Source organism: Planctomycetota bacterium (assembly GCA_038746835.1).
Classification (GTDB): domain Bacteria; phylum Planctomycetota; class Phycisphaerae; order Tepidisphaerales; family Tepidisphaeraceae; genus JBCDKH01.
This window is the reverse complement of sequence record JBCDKH010000004.1, coordinates 1-16,119: the sequence shown is the minus strand read 5'-3', so window position 1 is coordinate 16,119 and position 16,119 is coordinate 1. Positions and strand designations below refer to the sequence as shown.

At 64.7% G+C, this 16,119-nt stretch carries 16 protein-coding genes; 7 read left to right on the top strand and 9 right to left on the bottom strand.

Annotated features, from left to right (window positions below; all coding sequences use genetic code 11):
* Positions 1-6: 6 nt before the first annotated feature.
* Positions 7-1,044: a Gfo/Idh/MocA family oxidoreductase gene (locus AAGI46_01015; GenBank protein ID MEM1010780.1), complete on the bottom strand. Its 1,038-nt coding sequence runs from the start codon at positions 1,042-1,044 to the stop codon at positions 7-9.
* A gap of 120 nt (positions 1,045-1,164) precedes the next feature.
* On the opposite strand from AAGI46_01015, the gene AAGI46_01010 reads away from it, so the two are divergent.
* Complete coding sequence (locus tag AAGI46_01010) at positions 1,165-2,130, top strand: acyl-CoA desaturase (protein ID MEM1010779.1); 966 nt, start codon at positions 1,165-1,167, stop codon at positions 2,128-2,130.
* A 61-nt stretch (positions 2,131-2,191) separates the two neighbouring features.
* Here the strand turns inward: AAGI46_01010 and AAGI46_01005 are convergent, their stop codons facing one another.
* Complete coding sequence (locus AAGI46_01005) at positions 2,192-3,889, bottom strand: Gfo/Idh/MocA family oxidoreductase (GenBank protein MEM1010778.1); 1,698 nt, start codon at positions 3,887-3,889, stop codon at positions 2,192-2,194.
* 328 nt (positions 3,890-4,217) lie between these two features.
* Between AAGI46_01005 and AAGI46_01000 the strand changes: the two genes are divergently transcribed.
* Positions 4,218-5,615 (top strand): phosphomannomutase/phosphoglucomutase, encoded by a 1,398-nt coding sequence (locus tag AAGI46_01000; GenBank protein MEM1010777.1) that lies wholly within the window; start codon positions 4,218-4,220, stop codon positions 5,613-5,615.
* Between the two features lie 22 nt (positions 5,616-5,637).
* On the opposite strand, the gene AAGI46_00995 is transcribed toward AAGI46_01000, so the two are convergent.
* The 3 genes from AAGI46_00995 to cysS form a co-directional block, all read right to left on the bottom strand.
* On the bottom strand, positions 5,638-5,877 hold the full coding sequence (locus tag AAGI46_00995) for a hypothetical protein (protein MEM1010776.1): 240 nt from the start codon (positions 5,875-5,877) through the stop codon (positions 5,638-5,640).
* A gap of 86 nt (positions 5,878-5,963) precedes the next feature.
* Positions 5,964-6,704, bottom strand: a complete 741-nt coding sequence (locus AAGI46_00990) for a hypothetical protein (protein MEM1010775.1) — start codon at positions 6,702-6,704, stop codon at positions 5,964-5,966.
* 340 nt (positions 6,705-7,044) lie between these two features.
* Positions 7,045-8,547 (bottom strand): cysteine--tRNA ligase, encoded by a 1,503-nt coding sequence (gene cysS, locus AAGI46_00985; protein ID MEM1010774.1) that lies wholly within the window; start codon positions 8,545-8,547, stop codon positions 7,045-7,047.
* A 20-nt stretch (positions 8,548-8,567) separates the two neighbouring features.
* Here cysS and hisI point away from each other — a divergent pair, with 20 nt between their 5' ends.
* The gene (gene hisI / locus AAGI46_00980; GenBank protein ID MEM1010773.1) at positions 8,568-8,990 is read left to right on the top strand and encodes a phosphoribosyl-AMP cyclohydrolase; all 423 of its coding nucleotides are present in this window, start codon (positions 8,568-8,570) and stop codon (positions 8,988-8,990) included.
* On the opposite strand, the gene AAGI46_00975 is transcribed toward hisI, so the two are convergent.
* Together AAGI46_00975 and AAGI46_00970 are read right to left on the bottom strand one after the other, a co-directional pair.
* A complete protein-coding gene (locus AAGI46_00975; GenBank protein ID MEM1010772.1) occupies positions 8,981-9,994 on the bottom strand; it encodes a hypothetical protein in 1,014 nt (337 codons plus the stop codon). The genes hisI and AAGI46_00975 overlap by 10 nt on opposite strands.
* Positions 9,984-11,456, bottom strand: a complete 1,473-nt coding sequence (locus AAGI46_00970; GenBank protein MEM1010771.1) for a sulfatase — start codon at positions 11,454-11,456, stop codon at positions 9,984-9,986. Before AAGI46_00970 ends, AAGI46_00975 begins: the two co-directional genes overlap by 11 nt.
* 17 nt (positions 11,457-11,473) lie before the next feature.
* Here AAGI46_00970 and yidD point away from each other — a divergent pair, with 17 nt between their 5' ends.
* The 4 genes from yidD (at position 11,474) to AAGI46_00950 (ending at position 14,759) form a co-directional block, all read left to right on the top strand.
* Entirely contained in the window at positions 11,474-11,692 is a 219-nt protein-coding gene (gene yidD, locus AAGI46_00965) for a membrane protein insertion efficiency factor YidD (protein MEM1010770.1), read from the top strand.
* Between the two features lie 36 nt (positions 11,693-11,728).
* Entirely contained in the window at positions 11,729-13,594 is a 1,866-nt protein-coding gene (locus AAGI46_00960; GenBank protein ID MEM1010769.1) for a hypothetical protein, read from the top strand.
* Between the two features lie 68 nt (positions 13,595-13,662).
* Positions 13,663-13,884 carry a hypothetical protein gene (locus AAGI46_00955; protein ID MEM1010768.1) on the top strand — a complete coding sequence of 74 codons (222 nt, stop codon included), beginning with the start codon at positions 13,663-13,665 and terminating at the stop codon, positions 13,882-13,884.
* Positions 13,884-14,759, top strand: a complete 876-nt coding sequence (locus AAGI46_00950; protein MEM1010767.1) for a TatD family hydrolase — start codon at positions 13,884-13,886, stop codon at positions 14,757-14,759. The genes AAGI46_00955 and AAGI46_00950 overlap by 1 nt, the downstream gene beginning before the upstream one ends.
* Before the next feature lie 116 nt (positions 14,760-14,875).
* Here AAGI46_00950 and infA read toward each other — a convergent pair whose 3' ends face one another.
* Both infA and rsgA read right to left on the bottom strand, forming a co-directional pair.
* The gene (infA, locus tag AAGI46_00945; protein ID MEM1010766.1) at positions 14,876-15,115 is read right to left on the bottom strand and encodes a translation initiation factor IF-1; all 240 of its coding nucleotides are present in this window, start codon (positions 15,113-15,115) and stop codon (positions 14,876-14,878) included.
* A 74-nt stretch (positions 15,116-15,189) separates the two neighbouring features.
* Positions 15,190-16,119: ribosome small subunit-dependent GTPase A (gene rsgA, locus AAGI46_00940; protein MEM1010765.1), on the bottom strand; the 930-nt coding region annotated here is incomplete at its 5' end.

Here is a 16,119-nt window from a genome sequence, read left to right as displayed (position 1 = left end):
TCGCCTTCAGTACCGAACGTCGACCGGCTTGCCGGTCTCGCAGCTCTCGACTGCGGCGAGGACGGCGGCGACGGTCCTCAGATTGTCGTCGCCGCTGGTCAGACCCGGCTCGCCCGTGCGAACGCTCTCTGCGAACGCGGCCAACAGCTGCCCCTGACTTTGCGGCAACTCCGGGATCGGCAGCGACTCGACCTCGACCTCGCGTGCCCAGCCGTCGCTGGTCGCAACCTCGAGGCCGCGATCGTCGCTGAACGTCAGCCGGCCCTTGTCGCCCTGGAACGTCCAGTCGCCGTGCCAGCTGCTTGGTCGTCCGACCGCGGACCAGTCGCCTGCGTAGCTGACGCGGGAGCCGTCGTCCAAAGTCATCACCATGCGGATGGCCGCGCCGTGCTGGTAGATCGCGTTGTCGACCGATCGCTTTGGATTGAACTCGTCGGCAAAGACGCGGACGACCTCCCGGCCCATGAAGTACCGCAGCAAATCGATGTGGTGAACCGCCATGTCGACCAGCAGCACGTGCGGCATGGAGTGGCGAAAACTGCCACGGAAGTCAGCCGCCCGGAAGAAGTCGATGTGCACGTGGTCGACGTGCCCGACACGCCCGCTGTCCAGCGCCGCCTTGATGCCGCGCGGCTCGCTGTCCCAGCGACGATTCTGGCCGACCATCAACATCGTGCCGGCCTTGGCCGCGTCGTCGACCATCTTTCGGGCGACTTCGACGTCCTCGGCCAATGGCTTTTCGACCAAAAGGTGCAGCTTCGCCTCAGCGGCGAGCTTGGCGTGAGCCGGGTGAACCTTCGGCGGCGTCACACTCAGGACTGCGTCGGCCTCGACGGCGTCGATCGCCTCGGAAAGGTCGACAAAGGCACGCAACTCCCGACCGGCCGTCTCGCTCGCTTTCGCAATGGCTTCGGCATTCGGATCGACGATGGCGGCGAGCTCGAAGTCGTTGCTGGGCAGAACGCTGTTGACGAACCAACCCCCGCCGTGACCGCCGACGCCGCACTGGATGAGTCGCAGCTTTGCCTGTCCACCGTCGCTCATGCGTCTGAGCCTAACGACGGCCTGCCTCGCTCGCGAACGTTGGCAAACGCAAGGACGAGTGGCTGTTCGTTTCTTGTGAAGACGATCAATCCTGGCACCATTCCCGTACGATTGTCGCCGATGTCTGAAGCCTTCCAGCCCTCCACGGACGGACACCCTTCGCATGAGCGCTCAACGGACCACCTGGACGACCTGACGATTCGGGAGAAGATTGCGGCCCTGATCGTCATCATCCTGCCGTTTGCCGCACTCGCGGTCGGCATCTACCTCGCCTGGGGCCGGGGCTTCACGTGGGTCGACGCAGGGCTGCTGGTTGGCGGGTACGTACTGACGGCGCTGGGCGTGACGGTCGGCTATCACCGCTACTTCACGCACTCGTCCTTCAAGACCAACGCCGTCGTCAAGGCGGGCCTTGCCATCCTCGGCAGCACCGCCGTCGAAGGCCCGCCGACGAAGTGGGCGGCCATCCACCGCTGCCACCATCAGCACTCGGACGACGACCACGACCCACACTCGCCCCACCACCACGGCGGCGGCGTGCTCGGCATCATCCGAGGCTTCTTCCACGCCCACATGGGCTGGATCCTTCGTGGCGATCCGAAAAATCTGGACCGCTACAACCCCGACCTCCGCTCCGACAAGGTCACGATGGTGATGAGCAAGCTCTGGACGGTCTGGGCACTGCTCGGCTTCGTCATTCCCGCCTTACTCGGCGGATGGCTCGCTGGCGGGCTGACGACCTGGAGCTGGACCGGTTTCGGCCTGGGCTTCCTATGGGGCGGCCTGGTGCGACTGCTGGTCGTCCACCACGTAACTTGGAGCATCAACAGCGTCTGCCACATCTGGGGCAGCCGGCCGTTCAAGAGCAACGACGAGAGCCGCAACAACGTGCTCTTCGGCATCATCGGCCTGGGCGAAGGCTGGCACAACAACCACCACGCCTTCCCCACCAGCGCCCGCCACGGCCTGCGCTGGTGGCAGATCGATCTTTCCTACTACGTCATCGTCGGCATGAAGTACCTCGGCCTGGCCTACGACATCAAGGTCCCCAGCCCCAGTCGCCAGGCGATGAAGCGTGTCGGCTGAGGGGCGAAACAAGACCTGGCGAGGGGTTAAAGCGTCGCCGTGCGACGGATACGCCTATCGCTCATGCAGGGCGTTGGGCGAGCTGGATCATGGCCGCGATGCCGTCGACCATTACGGGCAGGTCAAACACATCTGCGCGGTGGCCGGGTGCCCAGACGCTGACGTTGCGATGGGCTTTGGCCTGCCATGCGGCCGGACTCTGCTCGCCGTCGGGCAGGTGGGCGGTGGCGATCACGTCCACCGGGTGCGACTCGTGCAGGCGGACGTAGACCTCATCGCGCGGAATCCAGTGCTGATTCCACGTCGCAGGAAACAGATCAGGCCTGTCGATGACCACATCGCAAGGCACGTGCGGATGGCCGGAGCCGGGAGCGATGGTCTCGTCGCCCCAGACCCAGTGCACGCCGATCCACTCGCGGAACTGCGGCCAATCGTCGAACGCGCCGATTCCGCAGTGCAGGACCACAAGCGGCTTGCCCGATTCGACCCAGTCGCCGAGGAGCTTTCGCGTCGTCGCGTCGCTTGTCCGCTGCGTGTGGTAAAGCAGGATGACGTCAATGTCGTCGAGGTCGGCCGCGACCAGGCCTCGCTCGTCGGCCTCGGCGCATCGCACTTCGTCCGCACCCAGCGCCGCCGCAGCGTGGAGCACGCCGTCCCGACCACTGATCCCGGTGGCCGCGTCGACATGATGATCGTCGGCGTAGACGAGCACCTTGCCCGGCGTCCAACGCGGTGTCGGTGGATGCTGGGCGATGTCGAGCGGCGCGTAACCAAAATTGGTGGGCAACGCGACTCTCTTCAGGGTGCGTGCGGACTCGTGGATCGCGAACACCGTTCGTGTCGACTCGGCACTGCGCTCGGCGTCGAGGAGCGTCGTGCCACCGTTCTCAATCGCGTCGAACAGATCGGCGATGAGACCCGCAAACCCGGCGACTCCGTCATCGGGCTTCTCGTACGAGTAGCCCTCGCGCGTGAACAGCTCGACGCCCTCGTCAGTGACCTTGGCATAGCCCTTGTCGCCGCGCAAGTTCAGCATGCCCAGGCCAAGGTCATCAGGCCCCGTGATGAAGATCGCCTGCCTGCCATTGGGGTACTGGGCAAGCGCGACACAATCGTCTTCGATGGCGTGCTGATAGCGGCGCTTGCCGGTGTCATTGAGGCCCGCCAGCACATTCTCCGGCAACTCCCCGAAGATGAAGGAAGCGAGGTCGACCCAGTGGACCGACCACGAAAGCATGTCCCAGCCGCCACCAATCCGAGCTTCGAAGACGATCTTGTCTCCCAGCTTGCCCTGTTCGACGATGCGCTTGAGCAGCTGCGGCACGGGTTCGTAGCAGCGCTGGTGGGCGACTGTCAGCTTCACACCATGCTGCTTGCACGATGCGATCATCTCGTCGATCTCGATCGGGCTCACCGAGAGCGGCTTCTCGCAGATGATCCCCTTGACGCCCGCATTGGCCGCTTCGAGCACCATCGGATGATGCAGCGCCGGCCACGTGCACACGCTGACGATGTCGGGCGTGACGGCCTCGTACAGCGCGGCCGTAGACGCGAAGCGTCGATCGTCGGGCAACTCGAACTTGTCCCCGAACGCCGCGAGGTTCTCGGCGTTGGGGTCGACGGCAAACAGCTTCGCGTGTGGAGCCCCCTTCACATATCCGTCTCCATGGCCGTGGCCGACCGCGAAGCCCTCGAAGCCAGGGACGGCTTTCCCGCAGCCGAGCACAGCTGCTGTGCGTGTTGATGTTGATCCGGACATGGGGCCTTCTCCTTAGTTCGCCGTCTGACTCTCAGCCGGCTTTGTTCACGGCAATATGTGGTGTGTAGCGAGTGACTGTTCTCGACCACCAGCTGGGTGAAGTGCAAGCGTTGCCATCGACGCGTCATGAGGATGGCGATCACGTCTGCAATAGCGGGCGTGAAGGCTCACGACGGCATGCTCAACTTCGCCGACTTCGGCATTCTTCGCACGGCGTTCGGTATGATGCGGCCCACTGTAAGCACGTCGCACTTCGCGGACGACGACGCCTGACGCCGGACTTCAGGCTTACCAAACAGCAGGCGGCGTTGCGGTATAGTGCGGCCGAATGATCAGCAAAATCTTCAAGGCCTACGACGTCCGCGCGACCTACCCCGAGCCCCTGGGCCCCGATGAGGCGTGGAAGGTCGGGCACGCCTCGGCCACGTTCTTGCAGCGGTCAGCGGGCAACTTCGGGCCGCCGGTGGGGAAGATGGACACGATGGTCGTCGGACGCGACATGCGGCCGCACTCGCCGGAGCTGGCCAAGGCACTCATCGACGGCATCCGCTCGACGGGCATGAAGGTCATCGACATCGGGATGATCGACACGAGCTGCATCTACTTCGCCATCAACCACTACGACGCCGTCGGCGGCATCCAGACGACGGCCAGCCATAACCCGGTCGAGTACAACGGCTTCAAGATCAGCGGGCCCAGGGCCAAGCCGATCGGCAGTGCGACGGGCCTGAAGGACATCGAACGCATCGCCGGCCAACTCTCGGCCCGTGCGGAAACCGGCACCAACGGCGACGTCGCCGAGGAAGACGTCTGGCCCGCCTACCGAGAGCACGTCCTTCAGTTCCTCGACCTGAAGAAGCCCGTGCGCGTCATCGTCGACGCCTCCAACGGCATGGCAGGCGTCATGGTGCCCAAGGTCTTCGGCGGCGTGGAGAACCTCACGATCGACGAGATCAACTTCGAGACCGGCGTCGCGTTCGTCCACGACCCGAATCCGCTCGTCGAGGAAAACCTGCAACAGCTGAAGGAAGCGACCAAGTCGACGGACGGCGTCGATGCGGGCCTCTGCTTCGACGGCGACGCGGACCGCTGCATGTTCATCGACGAACAGGCCAACACCATCGGCTGCGACATCCTCACGGCTATCGTCTCGCGTGACTTCCTCAAGCAGCCGGGCAACGAAGGCTCGGCCATCGTCTACGACCTTCGCAGTAGTCACGCGCTGGCCGAAGAGATCGAGCAGGCCGGCGGCAAGCCCGTGCGGGAGCGTGTCGGGCACGTCTTCATGAAGAAAGCGCTGGCCGACTCGGGCGGCGTCTTCGGCGGCGAGCTGAGCGGGCACTTCTACTTCCGCGACAACTTCAACGCCGACAGCGGAGCGATCGCCTTCGCCCGCGTGTTGTCGATCCTGTCCGCGACCGACACCAAGCTCAGCGGCATGGCCGGCCCGATCGACCGGTTCCATCAGTCCGGCGAGCTGAACTTCCAGGTCGAGGACAAGGACGGCATGATCAAACAGCTGGCCGACAAGTACAAGCAGCACGAAGTCGACTACCTCGACGGCATCACTGTCGACGCCAAGGCCGAGGGCTGGTGGTTCAACGTCCGCAAGAGCAACACCGAACCAATGCTTCGGCTGAACCTGGAGGCGAAAGAGCCGTCGGCCCTGAAGCAGAAACTTGCGGAGCTAAAGGGTCTGATGGGCGAGCCGGTCGCCGGGCATTGATCGTTCAAGTTGGCCATCCAGATCAGATGAAGCGGTTATCAGCACTGCGGCTTTCGTGAAACTGTGCGAATGCTCCCGACTGAACCGCTCCGTCACCCGCCTTGTTCTCGTCGGATTGAGAGAGACCGCGGCGCGATGCTGGCCTTCCTTCTGGCATCACCGCTTCACCGACGCCGAAGGCGACTTGCTCTCTGCCTGACGTGGCGTCCCGTTCGAGTTCTGCGGCCAAGTCATGTTCTGGCGGGAATACAGCAGCGCTCACGGCACCTTCTTCAGACGAACCCTCGGTCAGCCCAAGGGCGTCGGCGATGACGAGGCTAACGAGCTGCTGGGGATAGTGCCCGCAGGCTAGTTCGATGCTGTGAGGGTCATGTCGCCGTCGGCGATGGACCACACAACGTGGACCTGATCGCCTTGGAAACGACCACCAACAACGTTCCTGCCAGACGTCGCGGCCCGCTCGAGGTCTTTGCGATAGTCTGAGTAAAGGAGGTGCTGATTGCCGCTCCCGATCAGCGCGATCCAGAAAGACTCGGCCGCCCGCTGCTCAATCACGTCGCCGACTTCGAGATTAGCCATGACCCGTAGATCTCGGTCATTCGGCTCGAGAGTGAGGGTCGCCGAGGAAATCAAGTCACCGACCATTAGCAATCGAAGGCTCCACCGCTCTCGCTCGACGACGATCATGCTGTCGGCTGCGCTGATGTTGAATTGAGGGGGCGGGACTCGCTCAAACGACGACGCGTCGAAGTCGAAGGCGTCCTCGAAGTCCGGAAGCCAGACACGGAGGTCGGCCCTGCCCGATGACGCTCGGCTCGCATCGTTCGAGAAATCGACGCCACCCAATTCCGTAGACTCTGCCACCAAAATCAACGTCACAAAGCACCCTCCGAGCAGGCCAGCAATGAACGAAATGGCAGAAAGCAGCCATCGCTCTAGCGGCTTGTCTGTGGCATTTGTAGTCGAGTCATCACTGGCCTCGTCATCCGAACCCGTCTGATCTAGCCCGGCGTCGCTCGACAGCGACGCAATGTCGACGCCCATGCGATCCATCGCGTGTCGAACCTGTTGCTCGCCGACGGCGAGCACCTTGCGGTCGATCTCACGCCCCGTCGACCGCTCCACGCCCGCCACCCAATAGGTCTGGCTCATCGTCCACCTCCTTCGATCGGTCCCGCACGCTCCGCAGCCATGGTCTTCCTAACTTCGCCGGGCGACCGCTCCGCTCGATCCGCCAAAACATCGTCGACGTGACCAGTCGTGTCAATCAGGTCAGTTTCCTTTGTATAGAGGCGGGCTTGATCTGATGCATCGGCAGTCGGTGTCGCCTAACGGACGGGCGAGGCGGCATTGCGATGTGGCAGATTCCCGAGCCGGCGACAGCGTCGGTGGTGGCTCTTACCGGCCTCGTGCTGTTGCGTAGGCGTCACTACGCCAGGAGCTTTTCGACCGTCGTGCCGGCTTTGGTTGTCAGGACCTTGTAGCCCTGGGCGAGCAGGTCGGCGCGGATGGCGTCGGCGGTGGCGAAATCCTTGGCGGCGCGGGCGGCGTCGATTTTAGACGCGAGGTTGGCGGCGTCCGAATCCGCGACTGGCGTTGCGGCGTCGGGCAGGAAGCCGAGGACGCTGTCGACCTTGTCGAGGATGCCGCGGGTGGTCGCAGCGTCGTCGCCTGGGTCGGCGGACCACTCGAAAACTGCGGCGACGGCGGCGGAGACGTTGAGGTCGTCGCACAGGGCCTTCACGAATCGCGGGAGCGGGCCGACGTCGAGCGAGACGTCGGCCGCGTCGGACTTGCTCGCGGCATCGGCGTGGAGCTTCTGCAGCTTGGCGACGGCGCTGCCGCTGTCTCGCAAGCCGCTGGCGGTGAAGTTGGCGGTGCCGCGATAGTGGCTGCGAATGAGTTCGTACCGCAGCACTTCGGGGGCGACCTCGTTTCCGGTCGCCCTGCCGTCGAGCACGTCGCGGACGGTGAAGAAGTTGCCCTTGCTCTTGGACATCTTCTCGCCCTCGACGCGCAGGTGTCGCCCGTGCAGCCAGAACCTGGCGAAGCTGTCTTGTCCGGTCGCGCAGCAGCTCTGTGCGATCTCGCACTCGTGATGCGGGAAGATGTTGTCCTCGCCGCCGGTGTGGAAATCGATGACATCGGCGTCGAGGTGCCGGCGTGCCATGGCCGAGCACTCGATGTGCCAGCCCGGATAGCCCTCGCCGAAGTCGCTGGGCCACTTCATCAGGTGCGTCGCATCGGGCTTCCACAGCAGGAAGTCGGCTGGGTGACGCTTTGCGGCGGTGGCTTCGGTGCCGACGCGTCCGCCCGCCCCGCCGCGGAGTTGCTCGACGGAGTTGCCGCTGAGTTTGCCGTAGCCGTCGAAGGTCTCGACGCCGAAGTAGACGGCCCCGTCTTCACCCTTGTACGCGTGCCCTTTCTCAACGAGCTTGCCGATCATGGCGAGCATCTCGTCGATGTTGTCGGTGGCCTTGGGCATTCGGCCCTGGTCAAACTCACTGGCGACCTTCAGGCCGAGCTTCTTGCCGTCTTCGAGGAAGGCCTTCGTGTAGAAGTCAGCGATCTGGTACGGGTTGTTCGGATCGTCGATGGCGGCGGCGTGGGCTTGGCCCTGCTTCTTGGCCTCGACCAGCTTTTTGGCGGCCGCCTGCATCTTGTCCTCGCCGCCGCCGTCAGCCAGATCGTCCTCGGTCATGTGGCCGACGTCGGTGATGTTCATCACGTGTCGGACGTCGAGCCCGACCAGCTCCAGCGTGCGACGCAACACGTCGGCGAAGAGGAACGAGCGGAAGTTGCCAATGTGCGCGAAGTCGTAGACCGTCGGCCCGCACGTGTACATCCGCACGACCGGCGGCGTCAGTGGCTCGTACGCTTCTTCCTGGTGCGACAGCGTGTTGTAGAACCGCATCTGCGGCAGGTCGGCCATGTCGGACCGTAGCGTGCTTCGTGGACAAGCACGCTCGCGAGCTCGGCACTGAATTCGCCCCCAAGTTCGATGACCACGGCCTGCTGCCGTGTGTGACGGTGCATGCCGAGTCGAAGGACGTGCTCATGGTCGCCTTCATGAACCAGGAGTCGCTCGATGAGACGCTCAGGAGCGGCCACGTCACGTACTGGTCACGCAGCCGTGGCAAGCTTTGGAAGAAAGGCGAGAGCAGCGGCATGACGCAGCATCTCAAGCGTCTGCGTGTCGACTGCGATCAGGACTGTCTCGTGGCGGAGGTAGTCGTCGGCGATCCGAAGAAGACACCGCAGGCCGCGTGTCACACGGGCTACGCCTCGTGCTTCTACCGCGCGGTTCGGCCGGATGGCACGTTGGAGTTCGTCGAGAACGAGAAGGCCTTCGATCCGAACGCGGTCTACGGCTGAGGAGCGTCGGCCATCGATGCCTCGATTCGATCGGCTGCATTCTCGGCGGCGGCTGCATAGTCGGGGTGCTCGTCCGCGGTCTCCTCGGCAGCATCACGGAGCAGTGGCAAGAGCGGTGCGGCTTCGTCTGGAGCCATCGGACCGAAGCGAGCCAGAGCCGAGACGGCGGCGGTGGTGGGCCGACCGTCTGCGTCGGTCTCATGGCCGATGACGCGGACGGCTTCGGCGGGATCGAAGAGCGCGTTGATGTCGGGACGTTCCGGCCAGTGGTCGAGTGCCAACGCCTCGCGGCGTTCCCGATAGCGGTCGTCGTCAAACCAGTACCAGCAGACTGCGTCGTACGTTGGGGGCAGGAAGATGATCTTGGGTGAACCAGCGGCCGCGAGGATCAGGTCGCCAGCGCCGGGCGTCTCGGGTCCGCACACGAGAAGGATCAAGAGAACGGTGTTTTGAATCTCCGGATTAAGCGACGGCCACACGTCGATCGCACGCTGCATGTCGATCGGTTTCGCATCGACAACCAGCGGAAACCCCGCCTCGGGAATCTGCTCATCGATCAGGATCCGCCAGAGCATCTCTCGCGTCTCGGGCTCGAACAGCGGCGGCTCGGGGCGTTCGACGCCGGGCTCGAGCGGATAAAGCTCGAACAGCTTGATCAGGTACCTCTCGGTCGCAAGACGCACCTCTCGCCGTTCGTCGAGCAGCCCGGCTTCGAGGTTGTCCGCCGCCCAGGCGAGACTCCGGTATCGCTGGTGGAAGTGGCGTGGATCTTCGTGGAAGTAGGTGTAGTCCGGTTCGAGCGCACGCGCGTTGCCTTCCCAAACTGCGACCGCCTCTTCATTCTCGACGCGCTGAAACTCCCGCTGAATCGCGACCGCCAACCAAGCTCCGCCGGCGATCAGCAGCACCAGAATGCCACGCACGATCCAGCGACGAAAACGAATCCGCCGGCCGGTGTCGGCGGCGTAGTCGAGCGTGGGCTTGGGTGGCGGTTCAGTCGTCATCGACGAAGGTGATCTTGCCGGAGCCGTTCGCACGCGCTCGGCCTTGGAGGATGGCGTCGTAGTGCGGGTTCGGCGTTGGCATCGCGGCGTCGACTTCGTCTCGCCAGGTGTCGATCAGTGCTTGCAGCTCGGCGACGCGTTCCGGCTCGCGTTCGGCGAGGTTGGTGGTCTCGCCGATGTCGGCCTCGAGGTCGTACAGCTCGTAGCCGGTGTGGTTGTCGAGGTGCTCGACGAGCTTCCATCGGCCGCGACGGACGGCTGAGGCGGGCCCGCCGCCCTGGTTGCTGTAGTGCGGGTAGTGGAAGTAGATCGGGCGATCGTCGAGCGACGACTGCGCTCCGGAGGTCAGCAGAGACAAACAGCTCTCGCCGTCGAGCACGACCTCGTCGGGAACTTCAACGTCGGCGGCGGCGAGAAAGGTCGGAAGCAGGTCGGGCGTCGTCAGCGTCGCGTCGGACGTCTGACCGGATGCGATCCTCGCCGGCCAGCGGGCGATGAACGGTTCGCGGAGGCCACCTTCGCTGGACCAGCCTTTGCCTTCGGACAGCGGTGCGTTGCACGTCGGGCTGCCTTCGCTGGTCGCGAGCCCGCCGTTGTCGCTGGTGAAGAGGACGAGCGTGCCGTCGTCGATGCCGAGGTCGACCAGGGCGTCCAGCAGTCGGCCGACGTTGGTGTCGAGGTTTTCGACCATGGCCGCGTACGTCGGGTCGCTTTGGAACAGGCGGCGCATGACGGGCTGGTCGAGCTTGTGCAGACACGGATGCGGCTCGCCGGGTTCGAAGGGGTCTCGCGTGTCGAGGCCGAGGTCGCGAGCTTTCTGCTCGTACTTTTCGACGAGGTCGGCCGGTGCCTGGATGGGCGTGTGCACCGCGTAGTGGGCCAGGTGCAAGAAGAAGGGCTCGTCACGCCCTGCCGCGTCGCGAACGAGGTTGATGGCTTCGTCGGTGATGCGATCGGTCAGGTACTCGCCGTCTGGGCCGTCGGGCAGGTTGGCCTCGGCGGGAAGCTCGTATGGCGAGAAAAAGCCCTTGCGTGGGTGTCCCCAGGCGCAGCCGCCGACGTTGACGTCGAAGCCGTGGTCGGTCGGTGCGTGACCCTTGTCGGCCTCGCCGAGGTGCCACTTGCCGACGTGCAGCGTGCGATAGCCGGCGTCGCGGAGGAGGCTGGGCAGTGTCGGCAGATCGTGTGGCAGATCGTGTCGAAACGCCGGACCGAGGACGCGTCCGGCGGCGTTGCCTGGGATGTAGTTGGTGATCCCGACGCGCGCCGGGTACTGCCCGGAAAGCAGGCTCGCCCGCGTCGGGCTGCAGACTGGAGAGGCCGCGTACGCGTCGGTGCATCGCATGCCCTCGGCCGCCATCTGGTCGAGACGTGGCGTCTCGTGGAACGTGCTGCCGTAGCACGACAGGTCGGCCCAGCCGAGGTCGTCGCAGAGGATCACGATGATGTTCGGCCGAGCCACGCGAATAGATTATCGGGATGCGTCGCCTTGCCGCGAGTCTGCTGAGGGGCTTGGTCCACCTTTACCGGGCGACGCTTCGTCCGCTGCTCGGCGGCCAGTGTCGCTTCCACCCAACATGCAGCGAGTACATGCTGGAAGCGATCGACAAGCACGGCCCGTGGCGTGGCGGGTGGCTTGGCCTGAAGCGAATCGCCCGGTGTCACCCGTGGGGCGGATCCGGGTACGACCCGCCGTAGCTTGATCTGCCGGCGTTGATGGTCGATCTTGGGGCTATGCGGTCACTGTTTTGCACCGTCTTAGTGGTTCTGCTGGCGGGCTGTGCGACGCCGGTGTCGCCGGAGCAGGCGCATCGCGACGCGATGGATTGGCGCAATCGCCTCGAGCCGCTCAATCAGGCCGAGCGCGAGGAAGTCACCGTCGACGGTCGACGCGTTGTGATCGTGCGGCAGCGGATCGTCCGCACACCGCCGCCCACAGCTCCCGATCAGGACAAGTACGCCGGCGTTGCGAAGTACAACCGCTTCTACGTCAACGGCACGTTCGACCGGCTCGTGGATGCCGAGACGAACGAGGAACTGCTGCCGGTCGACTACCAGTCCATCATCCACGTCCCCGGCTACGGCTTGCTCATGCGGCCGACGGACGCGATGCCCTATTTCCGCTCGCCGCTGACGCTGCATCCGATCAAGCAGCCCGGCGAGTACTGGGCGATCAATCTGCGGACCCTGACGTGGGTGCCCTTTGGCGTCATGCGGGTCGGATATCGCCCGCCGCTCGATGTCCGGGATGATCAGCGGAACCAGGCACCACGCGAGCAGTGGACGATCGTCGTGCAGCAGAAGACGCCTGACGGGTCAATGCACGTGACGATCCTCGAACCCCGCGACGACGGCTACGTCGAGCACGAACATCCGAGGCTCATCGGCGATCCCAGCGACTGGGACAACGGTCTCTGGGCTGGCGAGCACTGGATCATCGCCGCACGAGACGAGGCGGGGAACGAGATCACCAAGGTCATCCATCGCGACGGCGAATTGCGGATGACGACGGACGAGCCGGTCGAGACTTTTCAGCTTCGCCGCATGGTCACCCCCGACGTGCGGTCCAGCCATCGCATCGCGATGATGCGGGCACCGGGCACGGTCGAGGAAGAAGACCTCTGGGTCCCGATGACCAGAAGCGGCTACTTCGCTCCGCCGGCTGGAATCATCGGGTATCGGCCGATCAATTTGCGTGAAAACCCGCAGCTAGGTCCCGGCGCCGGACATCGTCGTGAACCAGACGGCACCCGCGTCGTTCACCGCTGGCTGGCCAGTCGCAACGAGTACGCAGCGTTCGAACGAGGTTACGACGGGCTTGCGACAGAGTTCAACGGTTTTTGGGCCCTACACAACGTGCGTTTCGAGCCGGAAGTGCAGGACACGGGTCTGTTCAAGGCGGAGCTTGTCCGGTTTCCCAAGGTCCGACAAGGCAACCCGGCTCGGCCGGAGTTTGAGACGTTGCTGTGTGTGAACGTCGGCTGGCAGTGGGAAGTCTTCGACTTGGACGTGACGATCGGACACGACGGTCAGCGGCCAAGGCCGAAGATGACCGGCAAGTCGCTCGAAGAGATCGTCACGAGGCGAACGCGCAGCGTCGAGGCGGTGGTGTCGGCCTGGAAAGCAATTGAGGCCGAAAAAGCCAGGAAAGCTGCTCTCAGGGCGGCACAGATTCGGCAATCGGACCTGGCCACGTACAGCTTTGCGTCCGGCAGCGGCGATTGGAATCGCGCCGGCCAGATCGCGCTTCGACTCGGCGGTCCGACACTGGTCGATTACGCACTCCGATCGCCTCGCCCGACGTTGAGAGTCATGGATTTTGCGATCAACAGCACGGGCAACGCCGATAGCCTCCGGCGTCTCCGCTCGCGGAGGGCTTCGCTCGACCGGCAGTACCGGCAGGAAGACGCCCTCGCGGCAGCGCCAGCACCAGCACCGAGGGCGACGTCGTACTCCGGATGGCAGTACAGGTCTCCGTCGAGCACGTCGTCGTCCAGCTACAAGCCATTCGTCTGGCAGGCCAGTGACGCGAACAAACGGGCCTACGAGAAGGCGGCGGTCTACTCGCCGCACGCCCGGAGTATGGGCTGGCAGCGGTGAGTCGCACGCCGTAGCAGCCGGAGCAGGCGATTCGGCCGATAGACTGCAGCATGGAAGGTCCACGTCCCATGCCGGCTGCGAAGGTGCTCGACGCGTACGCGCTCGAGGTCCGGTGCAAGCTTTTGGAGATCGCCGCCATCCTCGATCGCTACGACCGAGGCGGTGGCTCGGCGGGCGATCCGGCGTTGGATCGGGTGCGTACCAGTCTCCAAGTCCTTGCGAGTGAGGGTCCTGGTCGGGCGGAGAAGATCGCTCGCGTTTACTCCGAGACGCCCAAGGAGGCCGCCTGATGTACGTCATCCAACCGCACTACCACGCGATCGCCCGCACCGCCCAGGACTATGAGCGGATGGCCATGAGCGGCGTCGTCGCCGTCGCGGAGCCCGCGTTCTGGGCCGGGTTCGATCGGGACTATCCCGAGACGTTCCTCGACTACTTCAAGCAAATCAGCGAGTTCGAGCCCACCCGCGCGGCCGACTACGGCATCAAGCACTACTGCTGGCTGGCGGTGAATCCGAAAGAGGCGGAGAACCCCGGCCTGACGCGTCGCGTCCTCGACGAGATGCCGGCCTTCTTCGAGAAGCCGACGGTCCTCGGCATCGGCGAGACCGGCCTGCACGAGTCGACCCGGAACGAGATCCAGAGCCTGGAATGGCACTTCCAGCTCGCCCTCGACCACGACCAGCTCGTCCTGATCCACACGCCGCACCTCGACGACAAGCTCCACGGCACGACGAAGGTCCTCGAAGTCCTCGACAACTTCGTCCGCGCCGGCCTTGATCCGGCGCGGGTCTGGGTCGACCACGTCGAGGAACACACGGTTCGACCGGTGCTCGACAAGGGGTACTGGGCCGGCATGACGCTCTCCCCGCTGACCAAGATGACCGGCGAACGCGCCGCCGACGTCATCGAGATGCACGGCCACGAACGGATGCTCGTCAACAGCTCGGCCGATTGGGGCCCATCCGACCCGTTCACGCTGCAGGCCTGCATTCTGGAGTGCCGTCGCCGCGGATGGAGCGAGCAGCTGCTCACCGAGATCTTCCACAACAACCCGGCACGGTTCATGGGCCAGAACCCGAAGTTCGACCTGAAGCCGATCGAGGTGCGCGAGAAGCGCGACGATCAGGCCAACTCAGCCAGTCAATCACTGCGAGCCGCATGAGCCGGGTCCGTCATCCCGAGCGCAGTCGAGGGACCTCGCCTGCTTCTCCGCATCCATGCAGAACCAGACGAGGTCCTTCGACTCGCTGCGCTCGCTCAGGATGACGGACGTGGCACTTACCGCTGCCGGTAGACGATCCGGCCCTTGGTCGTGTCGTAGGGCGACATCTGCACTTTGACCTTGTCGCCGGGCAGAATGCGGATGAAGTGCTTGCGCATTTTGCCGCTGACGAAGCCAAGGATCTCGTGCGAGCCACCGCCGCCGCCTGGGTCGTCGAGGCGGAGCTTGAACATCGCGTTGGGCAAGGCCTGAACGACCGTCGCCTCCATCTCCAAAGTATCGTCGTCTCGGGCCATGCAGCAGGTTCGTGGTGGTACCCGCGACGCGTCGGTGGTCGCGGGGCGGGGAGCGTAGGCGGGCTCCAGCGGATTCAGTCGTCAAGGCTCGCCCGGAGCCGCTGGTAGCTCTCGACGCGCCACGCGGGGGCCGTCTCGTCGGCGACGTCGGGGAAGAAGTCGATGACGTCCTCCGGGGCAACGCCGACGGGTGCGAAGACCTTGATGCCCGGCGTATCAATCACGCGACCTCCGCCCGGCAGGCTGAGTGGATAGCTGCGAGCGCTGGTCGTGGTGTGTTTGCCCTTGGAGTGCATCTCGCTGGTTTCGCCGACGCGGAGGTCGAGCCGCGGGTCGAGCACGGACGCGAGTGAGCTCTTGCCTACGCCGCTGTGGCCGGCCAGCACGCTGGTTTTGCCGTCGAGCGCGGTCCGCATCTCGTCGAGACCCTCGTTCGACGTCGTGCTGGTCAGGATCGAGGCGATGCCGAGCTTTCGGTAGTGCGCGACAGCCGCGTCGGTCTCCTCGGGTGCGTCGGCCTGATCGCGCAGGTCGGCCTTGTTGACGACGACGATCGGCACCAGCCCGCCGGTCTGAGCGGCGACGAGCATGCGGTCGACGAGGCCCCAACGCGGGTACGGGTCGTGCATGGCGACGACGATGACGAACTGATCCGCGTTGGCGACGATCGGGTCGAGCTTGTTCTCGTCGAAGGAGTCCGCCCGCATCAAGACTGTCCGCCGCGGCTCCAGGGCTTCGATGACGCCCTCGGGCAGAATATGGCTTTGGCCGTCGAGGGATTCGGACTCGGTCAGTCGCGTGGTGCCGCCGGTGCGACGGAAGCGGACGCGGTCGCCGACGCAGATCTCGCCGTCGGTCTCGGCGATAACCTTCCGCATGGTTCGCCGGCTGGTGCAGAGCACGATCTCGCCGGCGTCGTCTTCGACGCTGGAAAAGAGCGAGTGAACTTGCCGAACATCGCCGATCGGCAGTGCTTTCTTCTCCGCGGCCAGTCGTGCGTCGGC